Consider the following 16,520-nt stretch of genomic DNA (forward strand, 5'->3'; position numbering starts at 1 on the left):
ACCAATCGACTAGGAATTCTCGTGCGCACTTTTGTCTCGGCCGTAGCGGTACTCATCGGGCTCGTCCTGGCCGCTGTCGCTGTACCGGCCATGTGGGTGGACCGGAACATCGTCCAGCAGGACGGTTTCGTGGCGTTCGCCGCGCCGCTCGGCAAGGACCCCGTGTTTCAAGAGCGGCTGGCCGCGGCCGCCGTCGGCAGTCTGGGCGCGGAGCGGATCCCGGCAGCGCTCGGCGGACTGGTCACGCCGATCCTGGAAAGCGCGGCCCGGTCGCTGACGAGTATGCCCGGCTACCCCGAGGCCTGGACCGAAACGCTGCGCAAAAGCCACCAGCTGAACTTCACCGACCCCAGCGCACCGCCAGCCGAAGAGGTCACCGCCACGTCGCTGACCCTGGACCTTGCTCCCCTCGTCGGTCTGGTGGCGAAACAGGTGGCGGACGCCACCACCCTGCCGCTGGAGGCCCCGGAGCAGCTGCTGATCACAATCGGGCAGCCCGAGCACCGGCAACTCCTCGACCGGGTGTCCGCTTTCGCTCCGATGGGCTACGCCCTTGCCGTCGGCGCCCTCGTCGCCTTCGCGCTGGCCTTTGCGGCCGCCCGGCGGCGCTGGACGGTCCTGGCCGGCATTGGACTCGGGGGCCTTGTGCTGGCCGGCTCCTGGATGCTGGCCGCCGACGCCGTCGGGGCCGCCGTGACGGCAACGAGCAGCGGCAACGAGGTCGCGGAGATCTTCAAGAGCGAGTTCGTCTCTGCCGCGAGCTCAAGTTTCGGGCAGTGGATCCTGGTGGCTGCCGTGGCCGGCGGCGTCCTGCTGGCCGGTGGACTCGTGGTGCGGGTCGTCGGCGGGCGCCCCCGGGCCTGAGCGCTTGAGCGCCTGGCGCCTGGCTGGCATGGACCGGACCCGCCAGATCGGCTGCCCGTCCAACACCGGTAGCATTGGGGGCATGACTTCCACTGCTGTTTCCATTCCGATGCCAACCGTTCCGCGCCGGCGGCGTACGCCGGAAGAAGTCCTGGCTGCAGCCCCCGTGGCCGGCCCGAAAAAGGTCCTGCTCGCGGCCCCGCGCGGCTACTGCGCCGGCGTCGACCGTGCGGTCATTGCGGTGGAAAAAGCGCTGGAGCACTACGGTCCGCCGGTCTACGTTCGCAAGCAGATCGTGCACAACGTGCATGTGGTCAGCTCCCTGGAGGCAAAGGGTGCCATCTTCGTTGACGAGACCGACGAGGTCCCCGAGGGCGCCCTGGTGATCTTCTCCGCCCACGGTGTTTCACCCGCCGTGGTCCAGTCTGCCGAGGACCGGGGGCTGCGGACCATCGACGCCACCTGCCCCCTGGTGACCAAGGTGCACAAAGAAGCTGTCCGCTTCGCTAAGGACGACTTCGACATCCTGCTGATCGGCCATGACGGCCACGAGGAAGTTGAAGGGACCGCGGGCGAGGCCCCCGAGCACATCCAGATCATCAACGGCCCGCACGAGGTCGACAAGGTCACGGTCCGGGACCCGGAGAAGGTTATCTGGCTCTCCCAGACCACCCTCAGCGTCGACGAAACCATGGAAACCGTCCGCCTGCTCAAGGAACGGTTCCCCACCCTGCAGGACCCGCCCAGCGACGACATCTGCTACGCGACCACCAACCGCCAGGTGGCCATCAAGAAGATCTCACCCCAGGCCGAGCTCGTGATTGTGGTCGGATCGGCCAACTCCTCGAACTCCGTCCGGCTCGTGGAAGTGGCGCTGGAGTACGGCGCGAAAGCCTCGTACCGCGTGGACTTCGCCAACGAGGTGGACGAGTCCTGGTTCGAAGGTGTGGCCACCGTCGGTGTGACCTCGGGTGCCTCGGTCCCGGAAGTCCTGGTCAAGGACGTCCTGCGCCTGCTCGCCGACTACGGTTACGGCGCGGTCGAGGAAGTTGTCACGGCCGAGGAGGACCTGCTCTTCTCGCTGCCGAAGGAGCTCCGCGCCACGCTGAAGCAGGCCGGCGATGTCACGCGCGCCCTCGGGGGCCGCGGGACACGCCCCGCCCAGACCGCCTAGGCTGCGGACTCCCGGTCTTCCCCCGCCGCGCTTCCGGGCTGGAGTTCCGGGGCAGCCACCGACCGCGGCGTCACCTCAACAGCCGCGGGGGTGGCCAGCCCGGTCGCATCCAGGGCATTGAGCTTCCGCGCCGTCGGCAACACCCGGGCTTCCAGGGTGCCCACCATGGAGTTGTAGCGGTCCACCGATGTCTTGAGTGAGGCGCCGAGCTTGGTGACGTTATCGCCGAGGGTGCCCATCCGCTCATAGAGCTGGTGGGCCAGCTCGAAGAGCTCCCGTGCGCTGTCCGTCAGGACGTCCTGGCGCCAGGTGAAGGCGACGGACTTCAGGACCGCCAGCAGGGTGGAGGGCGAGGCCAGCACCACATTCCTGGACAGGGCGTAGTCCAGCAGGGCCGGGTCGGCCGAGAGTGCGGCGGCCAGGATCGACTCGGCCGGCAGGAAGCAGACCACAAGCTCCGGGGAGTTGCCCGGTATGTCCCAGTACTTCTTGTTGCTCAGTGCGTCCACATGCGCCTTCAGGGCCTTGGCGTGGGCCAGCAGATGCGCCTGCTGCCCGCCCAGGGACTGCGCGTGCTGCAGCCCGGAGGCGGACGTTCCGAGTTCCTGCGCCGCAAGATAGGCCGTGAGCGGCACCTTGGCGTCGACCACGAGCTGCTTCTGGCCGGGCAGCTGCACGACGAGGTCGGGCCGGATACTGCTCTCCGTCGCGGAGCCGTGCTGCTGACCGCTGTGAACCTGCTCGTGGAAGTCAACATGGCGCAGCATCCCCGCGGCCTCGACCACACGGCGCAACTGGACTTCCCCCCACTGGCCGCGGGCGCTGTTGGACCGCAGCGCGGACTCCAGGGCATGGGTTGAGCGCAGCAGCTGTTCGTCGGACAGCCGGGCTTCCTGCAGCTGCTGGGCCAGCTGTCCGTACTGCTCGAGCCGGTCGCGCTCCAGCAGCGACACCTGATGCTGCACCGCGGTGAGCTTCTCCGCCACCGGTGCCAGGGCCCGCAGCACGCTGCCGTCCTGGTTCCGGGACTCGCCAAGGTCCCGGTTCTGGACCGCCAGCAGGCGCCTTTCGGCGTCGGCCGCGGCGAACTGCGCGCTGACCTCGGAGAGCCGGGCCGAGACGGCGTCGAAATCCTGCTCCACAGCCAGGGTGCGGCGCCGGATCAGCAGGAAAACCACGGCGGCGCCGGCGACTGCGCCGACGAGCAGCATAAGCAGGGCAAGAATCAGTGCAAAAGCGTCCATGTCTTCACTTTGGCATGCCCCTGCGACAGTTTCCCGCCGACGCCCTGCCGGCGGCGTAGCAACCGGTGTGGGCCGCAGCGGGTAGAATTACTACTCGTGGCTCTTACTATTGGCATCGTCGGACTGCCCAACGTCGGCAAATCAACTCTTTTCAACGCACTGACCCGCAACCAGGTGCTCGCAGCGAACTACCCGTTCGCCACGATCGAGCCCAACGTCGGTGTGGTCAGCCTGCCCGACCCGCGGCTCGCCAAGCTGGCCGTCGTCTTCGGATCTCAGCGTCTGCTGCCCGCCCCGGTGTCGTTCGTCGACATCGCAGGGATCGTCAAGGGTGCGTCCGAGGGCGAAGGCCTGGGCAACAAATTCCTCGCCAACATCCGCGAAGCCGAGGCCATCGCCCAGGTTGTCCGCGTATTCGATGACCCCGACGTCATCCACGTCGACGGCAAGGTGGATCCCCGCTCGGACATGGAGATCATCAACACCGAGCTGATCCTGGCCGACCTGCAGACCATCGAAAACGCCATTCCCCGGATCGAAAAAGAAGTCAAGATCAAGAAGCGGGACGCCGCCGAGCTTGCTGCCATCAAGTCCGCCCAGGCTGTGCTCGAACGTGGCGACACCATCTTCGCCTCGGTCAAGAGCGACAAGCTGGAGATGGAGCACCTCAGGGAGCTCAGCCTCCTGACTGCCAAGCCCATCATCTACGTCTTCAACGCGGACGAGGGCATTCTGGGCAGCCCGGAGAAACAGGATGAACTGCGCGCCATGGTAGCCCCGGCGGACGCCATCTTCCTCGACGCCAAGCTCGAATCGGACCTCGTCGAACTGGACGAGGAAGAGGCCCGCGAGATGCTGGAGATGAACGGCCAGGACGAATCCGGCCTGGACCAGCTGGCCCGCGTCGGCTTCCACACCCTCGGGCTGCAGACCTACCTCACCGCAGGACCCAAGGAAACCCGGGCGTGGACCATCCACCAGGGTGACACGGCCCCGCAGGCGGCCGGCGTCATCCACTCCGATTTCCAGCGCGGTTTCATCAAGGCCGAGGTCGTCTCCTTCGACGACCTCATCGAAGCCGGGTCCATGGCGGAGGCGAAGTCCCGTGGCAAGGTTCGCATCGAAGGCAAGGAATATGTCATGGCCGACGGCGACGTGGTGGAGTTCCGATTTAACGTTTAGCACCGCTTGGCTGCTTGGATGACGCTTCTCAGATTGTTATCTGAGGAGCGTTTTCCTGTCTGTAGGGAATGTGGCGGCGGTTGTCAGTGGACCGCGATGGTTCGCGAATAACATGTTCTCTCTCCCCACGCCATGAATCCCGCTGCTTCGAGGGAGCGCCTCAGACCATCGAGCGCCCCGGATCGTTTGGTTCCATCTGGACACGAACCTGCGCCTGGCTTCTGGGGTTCTGGCTGAGTCACCAGCAGCTGGAAATCCGCCGCCGCACTGACGAGGTCGGAATTTTCCCCGACTGCGCCGCGCTGGCCGAACAGCATGACGAATGGATCCAGGGCCGGCATCCGCTGTGGTTCGCGCCGTACGGCTTCGACCAATTGACCCGGCCTGCGCGTCCCTGGCCTTCGTCTTCACCGCTTAACCCGGGAATTTACATGCAAGCTGGGCTGCTCAATGATTTTCAGTTCCCGGCCTGTGGCTGCGACGCGTGCGACTCCACTTGGGCTGCGGAGGCCAGCGAACTGGAGCAGCTGGTGCAGGCGCCGCAAGGTGTCGCCGCCTGCTGTGAACGTCCGGGCGCCTGTCTGTCGCTCCGAGTCCCATAAGAACTTAGGTTCGAATACGCAGCCCCTTGCCAGCCGGAAGCCGAAGCCCCGCTCTCGGTCGAAATGATGCCGACGGGTGTGGGGGCTATGGAAGAATGGCGGGCTGGTGCGCACTGGAATGGCAGTCGAGGAACACCCACGCATGGTCGCCCCGCCAACTTCACTGAAGAACAGGATCCAGATGACGTCACGTGAGGCTGCCGAGCAGGAGCTGAGGCGCACGCAACGCCGACAAAGAATCGCGCTCAGGAGGCGACGACGAAAAATCCTCAACCCGGCGATCACGCTATTCTGCGTTGTCTGCATCGTGGCGACATGCGCGGGAGTCATCGGCAGTGAGCTGGGTGAACCGAAGAGGGATGCCAGAATCGCTGAGTTCGTGGAAGCCCAGGGCGGCGAGGTGACCAAGATCGTCCATCCGGGTCCCAGGGGTCGCGGCAACGGATACGTCGATGTCGTATTCGACGGCGAGCAAAGTCGATGCACCTACGACCTGCTCGATCAGACACCGCGCTCGCTGAAGTGCGACCCCGCCGTCAACCGCTAGTTCCATCATCAGAGCCAGAGAGCAGGTAGCAAGTGAGCGACGCTCAGCAAAAATCAACGCGGGCGAGCTCGAAGGGTGATGAGAAATCGCCTGTCGACAAGGTGATGTACGCGCTGTCCATTGCGTCCCTCTGCGCGCTGGCAGCCAGCGTCGTATTCGTGATCTGGAACGGCGCTGAACAAAACCGGCAGGACGACAGGGCCTACGTTCAGGCCATCGAGGAAATGTACGGCGGCGTGGACGTCGAGAAGCTCATCGACGAGGGCCAGGTGAGGTTGACCAGCCAGTCCGCCGAGGATGGCCTCGATCACTGTTTCGGCCCTGAGGAATGTCGAGTTGTCGCGGACAGCGTCGAATCGCCGGACGCCCTGCTCTGCTTCGACCGTGACCGCTACCGGGAAATCGTCGAGTTCGTGGAATCAGAGGGCGGCAAGATCATCGGGCGCGACATGGAGGAGGACACTCTGGCCGTCGTCTTCAAGGATCATGGTCCGTTCGGTAGGAGCTGCACCAGACCGGAGCTGAACGACACCGAACTGCACTGCGCTCTCTAGCCCCCAACGGAGAATCGGGATAGTCATGACTTCACCCGAAGGCCCACCGTCAGATGCGAAGCGTGAATAGCGACGACAAAGGGATTGCTCCAGTGGTTTTGAGGCACCCCGCGTCTGCGTGTGGCGGCGCGATCTCTGCGCGAGTGTAGTCCACCGCTTCTCCCGCCAAGCAATGTCGTCGCAGTTCTGCTGCCGAATGGAATTCTTCACGAGTTCCCGCACGGGCTGCCGCCGCGGATTCCATCCGCCACCCCGCCGCCGTCGTTCGCGACGAGGGTGCGGAAGTGGTCGGTATCGCTCGGCCCGTCTATTGCGAGCTGTTCTCGATCAGCGTCGGAAGCGTTCTCGGCGGTGCGCGCTCGCAGCAGGACGACGCCCGCGACCCCATGTGCGTGGCGAGCGGACAAATCGGCGAGGAAAACCCTCGCTGCACGGCTGCGCCGGCGTTCCGAACGAAGACTTCGCGCCGAGACGGTGACTGTCGATATAATGGAGGATAATATCAGTTATATGAGAACAGAGGCACCGCTCCTCGCTCCGATCTTCCGGTCGGACGGACAAGCGCGCCTGCTCTCCACCTTGTTGCTCACCGGCGACGAACTGAGCGTCACCGATCTGGCCAATCGGGCCAGCCTGGCCTACCCGACCGCGCACCGCGAGGTCGCGCGGCTGGCGGACGCAGGCATCCTGAGCGAGAGATATGTGGGCCGCACGAGGCTCATCCGCGCCAACGACGAGAGCCCGCTGGTGGACCCCTTGCGCAAGATCCTCATGGTCGCGACCGGCCCCGTGGTGATCCTGGCCGAGGAGTTCTCCCGTATCGATGGGATCGAGTCAGCGTTCCTCTATGGCTCTTTCGCCGCGCGGATGCGAGGAGAAACCGGTCCGGCACCGCACGACATCGACGTCATGGTGCTCGGTGAGCCCAATGTGGAAGCGGTGTACGAGGCGTGCGCCCGGACCGAGGCCGCGGTGCACCGTCCCGTGAACCCGACGATCCTCACTCCTGAGGAGTTCGCCGCGCCCTCCGTCTTCCTCGACAACGTGCGCCGCGGCTCGGTGGCCGCCGTGATCGGGGAACTGCCGTGGCGCTGAATCCGCTCACCCGCGTCCAGCAGGCGACGGTTCTCGCGTTGGTCGAGGCGCGAAGTCTCGATGTCGTGCCCGCGGACTTCGCGCGTGCGACCTCGTTTCTTCGTCAGGCCGAAGAACGCCTGAACCAATTGCCGCGGCGCGAGAGTTCGACCGTCTGCGACGTGCTCGCAACCAAGGCCGCTACGAGGCGAAGCCGGTGGGTGCCGCAGCGACGGAGAAGGCCGAGCAGGTCGCCCGAACGCTGTTCGACGCCGTCCTCGCCAGAGGGATCTCGCCGTGACCCAGCAGTCCGCAAACAATCCGTGGAGTGAAGGCGGCGCCGACAGCCCCCATGGGCTCAACTGCGGTGAACGCCTGAATCAGCGGCATCCCGCTTCTTCACAGACACTTTTCGGCTACGTAACGTGGTGGTGGAGTTCCGCTTCAACGTCTCTAGCCACTGGATTTTGAGACGGCCCCATCTGCTTCCGCATATGGGGCCGTCTCTGTTGGTGCGATGGGAGCATCCGTGAGCGCGTGAAGCTTGCCTCACTGCCCGGGGAATACCGCAGCCGTCCAACCTCAGCGAACCGACTCGCGCTAGGCTACCTGCCGCACGTGATTTAGGATCTGCCCATGACGAATCTTCAGGGTGCGGTTGTTCTGGTAGTCGGCGCCACCGGCGGGCTCGGCTCGCGGATCGCCGATCAGCTGGAGAGTAACGGCGCCATTGTTGCCCGGTCGTCAAAGTCTGCTGGGCACGATCTACGTGCACCCTCTGTGGTTCGGGAGGTGCTGGATGCCACGAATGCGCAGCACGGACGTCTCGACGGGCTAGTGGTTGCGTCCGGGGTCGTCGCCTTCGGCGCCGCTTCAGACCTTGAACCCGCCACGGTGGACGAACTGTTCGCTGTGAACACGACCAGTGCGATCCAGCTCATTACCCTGAGCCAGCCCTACCTCGCGGCCTCGGCACGTGAGGGCCGGGAGCCCTTCGTGGTCACACTGAGCGGCGTTGTCGCTGAGACACCCGTCGCCGGTCTGGCAGCATACTCGGCGTCGAAAGCTGGGCTCGCGGCCTTCGTTGTCGCAGCGGCGCGCGAGTATCGCCGCGCGGGCATCCGACTCGTGGACGCCCGCCCAGGCCACACTGGCACCGCGCTGTCCGAGCATCCGATCGCCGGGTCCGCGCCGCGATTCGGAGCGGGGCTGGATCCAGACCTGGTTGCAGCGCGGATTATCACCGCGATCGTCGATGGCGAGAAGGATCTGCCCAGCACCGCCTTCTAGGCTCGGCGGAGCTGATGAAACTGAGCGCTGTCTGCGAAAGGCCAGGCTCGAGAGTGCGAGCCTGGCCTTTCGAATACAGCGCTAACGAGTCGGATGGATTCCGAAGTGGGTTCATTGCTGACGGCCGGGGCATCGAATCCACCTTGCTCCTGCTCGGAACCGACCCGAGGCGTCAGAAGTTCCTTGCATGCCGCATGGGTGTCAGTCACAGTGCCTGAGTAGATCGTGCTGTCAGCAGAGTTCAGGTCCACCGTGGACACCGCCTCGCAGCGGTGATGCACGGTGCCGCGACCGCGCGGAGGCGATCTTGGCTGCCGTGGATGCGGCTTGCCCTGCCCTACCCTTATATCCATGGGGGGTATTGCTGTGCCGAAGAAAATTGACCAGTGGGACGTGCGGGTCCTTTACGCCGGGATGATTGCCCTGATGCTGGCGGCGTTCGTGTGGTTCGCCGGCGACCGTCTCCTTGAGGCATCAGTGTTCCTTTCGGTAGGGGCGGTCTACGCATTTGTCGTGGTTCGCGTCGTCTCACGATCATTCCGGGCGTTCACGGTGATGCTCTGGACGTTCCTCCTGAACTACTGGACGTTGATCTCGCTCGACGTCAGTGGTGCTTTGGACATCCCCGCGGCAGGGCCGTGGTCCATAGGGTTCATCGTCGGCGGAATCGCCGGCGGATACGTCCGGTCGGGACCGGGTGCCGGGTCAGAGGGCACGCAAACCCGCCCGCGCCGGCCCGACGCCGACGGCAAGTTCTCCGGCGGGTGGCGCCTGGCACTGATCAATGGAGTGTGCGCGCTGGTGCTGTTCGGCATCGGAACAGCCCAATTGGTCCTCCTGTCACCGACGGCGCCTGCTGTTGCAGTGCTTGTTGTCGCTGTTATCGCAGGCTGGGCGTTGTTCCGCTTCACGCTGCCGCTGCAAATTAGAAACGGCCTCCTTATCCCTGGCCTACCCGTTGTGTGGTTTGCCTTGGCGTTCGCGGGTGGTGCCACCGACCAGATGGCTCTTCCGCATGCGTCGGCTTATGGCGCCCTCGCCGGCATTTTGATAGGCGGACGGTACTGGAGCGGCCCCCGGTTGGGCGAGCCCCGGCCGCCCTTCAACGGCCCGGGACGGCGGCGCCGGCGACGGAAACGTCGGCCGAAGCAGCAGACGCAAACACAGAAGCGCGAAAAACCAGCTGTAGCCGCCGCCCGTGAGAAGCAAGCCAAGGAGCGTTGAATCTAATCTGGCTGTGGCTGATGGACGCGTACTCGGTCGGCGGAGCGTCGCAGGGCTGTTCAATCGGAGAAGCGCGGCGAATAGACTGCCGACGGATCTGAGAGCGGCAGCGAAGAACTGGTCGCGAAGCAACCGCAGAGGTTATTCAGCTGCGCAATGTGGTGGTGTTCCGCTTCAACGTCTAGACCGCGACGATGCGCGAATGCTCCCGGTCCAGGGCGGCCCCTCTATCCTTAGGGTATGAATTCCGGCCCGTGTGTGCGCCTCGTTTTGCCGCATCAGCTCTTCGAACAGCACCTCGAGGCGGCTGGCGACACCGTGTTCGTGCTCATCGAGCATGACCTTCTCTTTCGCCAGTACGCGTTCCATTCCCACAAGCTGGTCCTGCATCGCGCTTCGTTGGCCCGCTTCGCCCGTCGCCTGAGCGAGCATGGCTACGAGGTTGAAGTCCTTAGAAGCGATGCCGGCCATAGCTCCCACGATCAGCTCGCCGAGTTCGTCCGGAACCGCGACCCGGTGCAGGTGACCTGGTTCGACGTGGTCGATGACTGGCTCGAGCAGGATCTGTTCGCGGGGCTCGCCGACGGCGGCTATCAGATGCGCCAGAAAGATGTGCTGGAGACGCCGAACTTCCTCACTGACCGTGAGCAGATCGATGACTGGTTTTCACACAATGTCTCCCGCATGCAGGACTTCTATGTGTGGCAACGCCGCCGACTCAACATTCTTCTCGACGACGGGGGACCCCTCGGCGGGAAGTGGTCCTTCGATGCCGAAAACCGCAAGAAGCTTCCCCGCGGCTACACTCCCCAGGTTGTAGGCCGTTTCGGGCGCCATCCCGTCCTCCAGCGCGAGGGGACCTTCGATATCGACGCGCTGATGGTGGACGCCGACGGGATTGGGGACGACGTGCCTCGCGAGGTCGACCTCGCGATCGCATGGGTCAGTGCGGAGTTCCCGGACGCTCCGGGTGACCCCCACCTGTTCGCCTGGCCCACGAGCGGCGACGAAGCCCGTGCGCATCTGCAGGAGTTCGTACGCGAACGCCTGAACGAGTTCGGGCCCTACGAGGACGCGATCTCCACAAAGCATCCGTTCATCGCCCACGGCCTGCTGACCGCCGCGCTGAACATCGGACTGCTGGACCCGGGGGACGTCGTACAGGCGGTCCTCGACGGTGCCGATCACAACACCCCGCTCGCCTCCATAGAGGGGTTTGTGCGGCAGGTAATCGGCTGGCGGGAATACATGCGCGCCACCTACCGGACAAGCGGCCGCCGGATGCGTACCTCCAACCGGCTCGACCACCAGAACGCACTCGGGGACGGCTGGTGGGACGCCACCACCGGATTGGCGCCCGTGGACATGGTCATCTCCCGCGTTCTCGCCACCGGGTATGCCCACCACATCGAGCGGCTGATGGTGCTCGGCAACGCAATGTCCCTGCTGCGGATCCATCCCGACCGGGTCTACGAATGGTTCATGGAGCTGTTCATCGACGCGTACGACTGGGTGATGGTCCCCAATGTCTACGCGATGAGCCAGTTCGCTGCGGGGGAGGGGATCACCACCAAGCCCTATGTGTCGGGCAGCAACTACCTGCGGAAGATGTCAGACCTGCCTGCGGGAGAGTGGATGCCTGATTGGGATGGTCTGTACTGGACGTTCATCGAGGATCACCGCGCGGTCCTGGGCGCAAACCCGCGCATGCGGATGGTCCTCGCCCTGCTTGACAAAATGGACCCGGACACCCGGAACGGCCACCGACGCCGCGCTAGGGCGCTTCTCGACGCCGGGCACGAAACGTCGCTGCTCAAAACGACACTGCTGACTGATTGATGATCTCCTCAAGTAATTGAGGATTAACTCGCGAAGCCCCGATGGAAGCTTCGAGGCTTCTCCTGTGCCCGGGAACATTAGCGCCGACCGTGCGGAACGTCAATAGCACGAGAAAAATTCGTCCGGTGAACCGGTGCCCAATGTTGCAGCTCTGTAACGAACTTTACAGCCGGTCAACTTTCGACGCCCGGCACTGAATTTCGGGCTTACGCTACATCCCATGTGAGACGCACCACACTGCCGCTAGGGAGTGTGGACGTCTGCCCGGTGCCTACGGCCTCGGTCTCAACCACACCACAGAAACAAGGAGGCGGAATGCGCTTCGGTCGTATTTCCAAAGCAGTGGGCGTGGCAGCAGCAGCTGCTCTCGCCCTCAGCGCCTGCGCAAGCAACAGCGGCGGGACAACCCCGACCACTGCTGCGGCAGCAAGCAAATCAGGGGGATCTGCAACGGTCGTGGAGGTGAACGCGTTCAACACGTTCAACCCCAACACCGCTGATGGCAACACCGACATCAACTCGAAGATCAGCTACGCCACCCACTCGGGCTTCTTCCACATCGACAACAAACTGAACGTTGTCCGCAACGAGAAGTTCGGCAAGATGGAAAAGGTCTCGGACGACCCGCTGACGGTGAAGTACACCATCAACGAAGGCGTGAAGTGGTCGGACGGCACTCCCGTGACCGCAGCCGACCTCGTCCTGCAGTGGGCCGCTTTCTCCGGCTACTACAACGATGCCGACGCAGAGGCAAAGACCGGGACGTCCTACTTCTCCTACGCCGGTGACCCCACGGGCATCGCCCTGACGGACTTCCCGGAACTCGGCGAAGACGGCCGGTCCATGACCCTGAAGTACTCCAAGCCGTTTGCTGACTGGGAAATCGCCATTGGCGGCCCCGGTGTTGACATCCCGGCCCACGTCCTGGCCAAGAAGGCGGGCCTGACGGATGCCAAGGCATTCGTGGACCTGGTCAAGGAAATGCCGCGCGGCGACGCCACAGCACCCCAGCCGGCCAACACCCAGCTGCAGGCCATGGCGGAGATGTGGAACACCGGCTTCGACTCCAAGACCCTGCCGGCTGACCCGGACCTGTACCTCTCCAACGGCCCCTACATTGTCAAGGGCGTCAACCAGGACCAGTCCCTGACCATGGTCAAGAACAAGGATTACAACTGGGGTCCGGAAGCCAAACTGGACGAAATCACCGTCCGCTACATCGGTTCCGCTCCTGCCCAGGTGCAGGCGCTTAAGAACGGCGAAGCCGACATCATCGCACCCCAGGCTTCGGCTGACACGGTGGAGCAGCTCAAGGCCCTCGAAAGCCAGGGCGTCACCGTCGAGGTCGGAAACCAGCTTTCCTACGACCACATCGACCTCAACTTCAGCGGCGTCTTTGCCGAGAAGAATGTCCGCGAAGCGTTCATGAAGAGCGTCCCGCGCAAGGACATCGTCGACAAGATCGTCAAGAAGCTGGACCCCGAGGCTAAGCCGCTTGACTCGCAGCTGTTCGTGCCGGACCAGGCCCTCTACGCCGACTCCGCCAAGGCAAACGGATCCTCCGCCTACCAGGATGTCGACATCGAAGGTGCAAAGTCGCTCCTCGCCGGTGCCACGCCTGAAGTCCGCATCATGTACAACAAGGACAACCCCAACCGTGCGGACATGTTCGCCCTGATCAGCGAGTCGGCCACCAAGGCAGGCTTCAAGATCGTCGACGGCGGCCTCGGCAAGTCGGACTGGGGCAAGGCCCTCGGCGACGGCAGCTACGATGCCACCATCTTCGGCTGGATCAACTCGGGTGTTGGCGTCTCCGGCGTTCCGCAGATCTTCAAGACGGGCAACGACTCCAACTTCAACCAGTTCAGCGATCCGGAAGCCGACAAGCTCATGGACGAACTGATTGTCACCACCGACAAGGGCAAGCAGGATGAGCTGATCAAGCAGGTCGACCAGAAGATCTGGGCCTCGGCCTACGGCCTGCCGCTGTTCCAGTCAGTTGGCGTGGACGCGTATAGCGACCGCATCACCGGCGTGAAGTACATGCCGAACCAGACCGGCGTATGGTGGAACTTCTGGGAGTGGGCACAGAAGTAGCCGACGACCGCAAGTGACACTTGCTAGCTAAAGGCGTCGGGACCGGGCAATATGGTCCCGGCGCCTTTCTAGCGACACCCCCTAACGATGGCGGGCCCCGCCCCACCATCCGCGGGGAAAAAAGCCAAACTCTGCAACCGGACCGGGCAACCCCCGGCCCCGAATACCGAGGTTCTATCCCATGGTGACCTACATAGTCCGGCGGCTCATCACTGCCGCCCTCATACTTCTCGGCGCATCCTTCCTGGTGTATCTCCTGACAGCGGCGTCAGGCGATCCTCTGGAGGAATTCCGCGCCAGCAGCGCCCCCAACAAAGAACAGCTCATGGACGCACGCACTGAGCTGCTCCAACTGGACACACCGGCCCCCATCCGGTATTTTCACTGGCTCGGCGGCGCGGCACAGTGCCTCATCCCGTTCGCCAACTCCTGCGATCTGGGCAAGAACATCGCGGGCCAGCCCATCACCGATGCCCTGGGACACGCACTGGTCCAGACCCTGACCCTGGTCACCGGGGCCACCGTGCTGGCGATTCTGATCGGCATCACGCTCGGCATCATCACCGCCCTGCGCCAGTACAGCACGCTGGACTACGGCGTGACCTTCATGGCCTTCCTGTTCTTCTCCCTCCCGATCTTCTGGGTCGCGGTGCTCCTGAAGGAGTACGGCGCCATCGGGTTCAACAATTTCCTTCGGAATCCCGAGATACCCATACCGGCAGCCCTCGCCATCGGCGCCGTCCTCGGCGTCCTGACGGCCGTCACCGTCGGCGGCGAGATGAAACGCCGGCTGCTCATCGGCGGCGTCGCCTTCCTGTTCGCTGCCGCCGTGCTGATGTATTTCTCCGCCACCGAGTGGTTCAAGACCCCGGGGCTGGGCCCGGTGGTCATCGCGATTGCCGGCGTCGGCATCGCGTTCGCCGTAACCCTGCTCTCGGCCGGGCTCAAGAACCGCAAGGCGCTGCAGTCGGCGCTGATCGCCGTCGGTGTCGGACTGGTGGTCTACTTCGTCATCCAGCCGCTGCTCAACGACGCAACCGTCCTGATGATCGTGCTCCTCGCGGTCGCCGCGGTCCTTGTCGGGCTGGGCATCGGATTCCTGATGGGCGGCTACGACCGCGGGCAGTCCATGCGGGCCGCCGCGCTCACCTCGTTCCTGGTCGGATTCCTGATCCTGCTGGACCGCTACATGCAGGCGTGGCCCACGTACTTCAACAACAGCCGGGTACGGGGCCGCCCCATCGCCACCATCGGCGCCAGCACCCCGAACATCGAGGGCGATTTCTGGATCCTGAGCCTGGACTCCTTCACGCACCTGATCCTGCCGACCATGGCGCTGATCCTGATTTCGCTGGCCGGCTACACACGCTTCACCCGGGCCTCGATGCTGGAAATCATGAACATGGACTACATCCGGACCGCCCGGGCCAAGGGCCTGTCCGAACGGACCGTCGTCATGCGCCATGCCTTCCGCAACGCGCTGATCCCGATCGCCACCATCGTGGCCTTCGACATCGGCGGGCTGATCGGCGGCGCCGTCATCACCGAAACGGTCTTCTCGGTCCGGGGGATGGGCTACCTGTTCCTGGACGGCATCTCTCACGTCGATCCCAACCCCGTGATGGGCGTCTTCATCTGTGTCGCCATCACAGCCATGGTTTTCAACCTCATTGCGGACCTTGCGTACTCCGCACTTGATCCGCGCGTAAGGGTAAAAGCATGAGCCAGCCAAGTCAGCAGGACGAAATCATGGCCGAAGGGGCCGGACTGCCGCCGGTCGGCATCGAGCCCGTCCTCGAAGCCAAGGGCCTGAGCCAGGGACAGATCGTCCGGAAACGGTTCCTGGGCCACTCCGGCGCCATCATCGGGCTCGTCGTTTTCGCCGTCATCTTTGTCACGGCCTTCACCTCCGTCGGCTACTGGGGCATTCCCGGCTGGTGGAAATACACCCACGACCAGGTCACCCCCCTGGTCAACGAAGGCGTGCCCACCGCCTCGCTGTTGCCGCTGGCCTGGGGCGAACACCCCTTCGGCCAGGACCGGATCGGCCGAGACCTCTTCGCCATGACCATGCGCGGCGCCCAGCAGTCCATCACCGTCATGTTGGTGATCGGCCTGATCGCCGGCCTGGTCGGCGTTGTCGTCGGTGCACTCTCCGGGTACTTCCGCGGCTGGACGGAAGCGGTGCTGATGCGCCTCACCGACGTCATCATCATCATTCCGGGGCTGCTGCTCGCCGCCGTGATGGCGCAGATGGCCGGCCGGCGGGACTCCGGCAGCTGGTTTGCCACCTTTGCCAGCAGCAACGGCATCCTGGCCCTCGGTATCTTCCTCGGCCTGATCACCTGGGTGGGACTCGCCCGGTTGATGCGCGGGGAGTTCCTCTCGCTGCGCGAACGCGAATTCGTCGACGCCGCCCGGATTTCCGGGGCCAGCAACGCCCGGATCATCTTCAAGCACATCCTGCCGAACGCCGTCGGTGTGCTGATCGTCAACGTCACGCTGACGATGTCCGCCGCGATCCTCACCGAAACCGCCCTGAGCTACCTCGGCGTCGGAGTCAAGGCTCCGGACACGTCGCTCGGGCTGCTGATTTCGCAGAACCAGGAAGCTTTTGCCACCCGGCCGTGGCTGTTCTGGTTCCCCGGCCTCTTCATCGTGCTGATCTGCCTGAGCATCAACTTCATTGGTGACGGCCTGCGGGATGCGTTCGATCCGCGGCAGAAGAAGTTCAACGCCAAGAAAGCCAAGGACACCGGGAAGCATCCCCTCGAAGCGACACCCGTCACCGCGTTCGACGGAACCAAGGGCGCATAGATGCCTGCTCCC

At 64.2% G+C, this 16,520-nt stretch carries 15 protein-coding genes; 13 read left to right on the forward strand and 2 right to left on the reverse strand.

The genetic code is table 11. From position 1 onward, the window contains the following. The first annotated feature begins 21 nt into the window (after positions 1-21). Both ACZYX4_RS01415 and ACZYX4_RS01420 read left to right on the forward strand, forming a co-directional pair. Positions 22-864 carry a hypothetical protein gene (locus ACZYX4_RS01415; RefSeq protein WP_463873119.1) on the forward strand — a complete coding sequence of 281 codons (843 nt, stop codon included), beginning with the start codon at positions 22-24 and terminating at the stop codon, positions 862-864. 82 nt (positions 865-946) lie between these two features. Next, positions 947-2,038, forward strand: coding sequence for a 4-hydroxy-3-methylbut-2-enyl diphosphate reductase (locus tag ACZYX4_RS01420; protein ID WP_463873121.1), 1,092 nt, complete (start codon positions 947-949; stop codon positions 2,036-2,038). Here ACZYX4_RS01420 and ACZYX4_RS01425 read toward each other — a convergent pair. Next, the gene (locus ACZYX4_RS01425; RefSeq protein ID WP_463873123.1) at positions 2,035-3,282 is read right to left on the reverse strand and encodes a DNA recombination protein RmuC; all 1,248 of its coding nucleotides are present in this window, start codon (positions 3,280-3,282) and stop codon (positions 2,035-2,037) included. The genes ACZYX4_RS01420 and ACZYX4_RS01425 overlap by 4 nt on opposite strands. Before the next feature lie 96 nt (positions 3,283-3,378). On the opposite strand from ACZYX4_RS01425, the gene ychF reads away from it, so the two are divergent. From ychF to ACZYX4_RS01450, 5 genes are all read left to right on the forward strand, one after another. Further along, positions 3,379-4,464, forward strand: coding sequence for a redox-regulated ATPase YchF (ychF, locus tag ACZYX4_RS01430; RefSeq protein ID WP_463873125.1), 1,086 nt, complete (start codon positions 3,379-3,381; stop codon positions 4,462-4,464). 431 nt (positions 4,465-4,895) lie between these two features. Next, positions 4,896-5,066, forward strand: a complete 171-nt coding sequence (locus tag ACZYX4_RS01435; protein ID WP_463873200.1) for a DUF6226 family protein — start codon at positions 4,896-4,898, stop codon at positions 5,064-5,066. Positions 5,067-5,184: 118 nt separating this feature from the next. Beyond that, the gene (locus ACZYX4_RS01440; protein ID WP_463873126.1) at positions 5,185-5,613 is read left to right on the forward strand and encodes a hypothetical protein; all 429 of its coding nucleotides are present in this window, start codon (positions 5,185-5,187) and stop codon (positions 5,611-5,613) included. A gap of 32 nt (positions 5,614-5,645) precedes the next feature. Next, positions 5,646-6,167 (forward strand): hypothetical protein, encoded by a 522-nt coding sequence (locus ACZYX4_RS01445; RefSeq protein ID WP_463873127.1) that lies wholly within the window; start codon positions 5,646-5,648, stop codon positions 6,165-6,167. Positions 6,168-6,677: 510 nt separating this feature from the next. Further along, complete coding sequence (locus ACZYX4_RS01450; RefSeq protein ID WP_463873128.1) at positions 6,678-7,262, forward strand: nucleotidyltransferase domain-containing protein; 585 nt, start codon at positions 6,678-6,680, stop codon at positions 7,260-7,262. A 180-nt stretch (positions 7,263-7,442) separates the two neighbouring features. On the opposite strand, the gene ACZYX4_RS01455 is transcribed toward ACZYX4_RS01450, so the two are convergent. Then, positions 7,443-7,631, reverse strand: coding sequence for a hypothetical protein (locus ACZYX4_RS01455; protein ID WP_463873130.1), 189 nt, complete (start codon positions 7,629-7,631; stop codon positions 7,443-7,445). A gap of 246 nt (positions 7,632-7,877) precedes the next feature. Between ACZYX4_RS01455 and ACZYX4_RS01460 the strand changes: the two genes are divergently transcribed. The 6 genes from ACZYX4_RS01460 (at position 7,878) to ACZYX4_RS01485 (ending at position 16,508) form a co-directional block, all read left to right on the forward strand. Then, on the forward strand, positions 7,878-8,531 hold the full coding sequence (locus ACZYX4_RS01460; RefSeq protein WP_463873132.1) for an SDR family NAD(P)-dependent oxidoreductase: 654 nt from the start codon (positions 7,878-7,880) through the stop codon (positions 8,529-8,531). Between the two features lie 366 nt (positions 8,532-8,897). Beyond that, a complete protein-coding gene (locus ACZYX4_RS01465) occupies positions 8,898-9,755 on the forward strand; it encodes a hypothetical protein (protein ID WP_463873133.1) in 858 nt (285 codons plus the stop codon). Positions 9,756-9,995: 240 nt separating this feature from the next. After that, positions 9,996-11,594, forward strand: coding sequence for a cryptochrome/photolyase family protein (locus ACZYX4_RS01470; RefSeq protein ID WP_463873135.1), 1,599 nt, complete (start codon positions 9,996-9,998; stop codon positions 11,592-11,594). Between the two features lie 315 nt (positions 11,595-11,909). Continuing rightward, positions 11,910-13,691 carry an ABC transporter family substrate-binding protein gene (locus ACZYX4_RS01475; protein ID WP_463873136.1) on the forward strand — a complete coding sequence of 594 codons (1,782 nt, stop codon included), beginning with the start codon at positions 11,910-11,912 and terminating at the stop codon, positions 13,689-13,691. Positions 13,692-13,872: 181 nt separating this feature from the next. Continuing rightward, the gene (locus ACZYX4_RS01480) at positions 13,873-15,414 is read left to right on the forward strand and encodes an ABC transporter permease (protein ID WP_463873139.1); all 1,542 of its coding nucleotides are present in this window, start codon (positions 13,873-13,875) and stop codon (positions 15,412-15,414) included. Beyond that, positions 15,411-16,508 (forward strand): ABC transporter permease, encoded by a 1,098-nt coding sequence (locus ACZYX4_RS01485; protein WP_463873141.1) that lies wholly within the window; start codon positions 15,411-15,413, stop codon positions 16,506-16,508. The genes ACZYX4_RS01480 and ACZYX4_RS01485 overlap by 4 nt, the downstream gene beginning before the upstream one ends. The last annotated feature ends 12 nt before the right edge of the window (positions 16,509-16,520 follow it).

The sequence above is a fragment of the Pseudarthrobacter leeuwenhoeki genome, assembly GCF_055412885.1.

Bases quoted from the DNA above. Each gene is read 5' to 3' on its own strand.
- ACZYX4_RS01425 (WP_463873123.1), bottom strand. From the start codon at position 3,282: ATGGACGCTTTTGCACTGATTCTTGCCCTGCTTATGCTGCTCGTCGGC.
- ACZYX4_RS01435 (WP_463873200.1), top strand. From the start codon at position 4,896: ATGCAAGCTGGGCTGCTCAATGATTTTCAGTTCCCGGCCTGTGGCTGC.
- ACZYX4_RS01480 (WP_463873139.1), top strand. From the start codon at position 13,873: ATGGTGACCTACATAGTCCGGCGGCTCATCACTGCCGCCCTCATACTT.
- ACZYX4_RS01470 (WP_463873135.1), top strand. From the start codon at position 9,996: ATGAATTCCGGCCCGTGTGTGCGCCTCGTTTTGCCGCATCAGCTCTTC.
- ACZYX4_RS01460 (WP_463873132.1), top strand. From the start codon at position 7,878: ATGACGAATCTTCAGGGTGCGGTTGTTCTGGTAGTCGGCGCCACCGGC.
- ACZYX4_RS01420 (WP_463873121.1), top strand. From the start codon at position 947: ATGACTTCCACTGCTGTTTCCATTCCGATGCCAACCGTTCCGCGCCGG.
- ACZYX4_RS01450 (WP_463873128.1), top strand. From the start codon at position 6,678: ATGAGAACAGAGGCACCGCTCCTCGCTCCGATCTTCCGGTCGGACGGA.
- ACZYX4_RS01475 (WP_463873136.1), top strand. From the start codon at position 11,910: ATGCGCTTCGGTCGTATTTCCAAAGCAGTGGGCGTGGCAGCAGCAGCT.
- ACZYX4_RS01485 (WP_463873141.1), top strand. From the start codon at position 15,411: ATGAGCCAGCCAAGTCAGCAGGACGAAATCATGGCCGAAGGGGCCGGA.
- ACZYX4_RS01440 (WP_463873126.1), top strand. From the start codon at position 5,185: ATGGCAGTCGAGGAACACCCACGCATGGTCGCCCCGCCAACTTCACTG.
- ACZYX4_RS01455 (WP_463873130.1), bottom strand. From the start codon at position 7,631: ATGCCGCTGATTCAGGCGTTCACCGCAGTTGAGCCCATGGGGGCTGTC.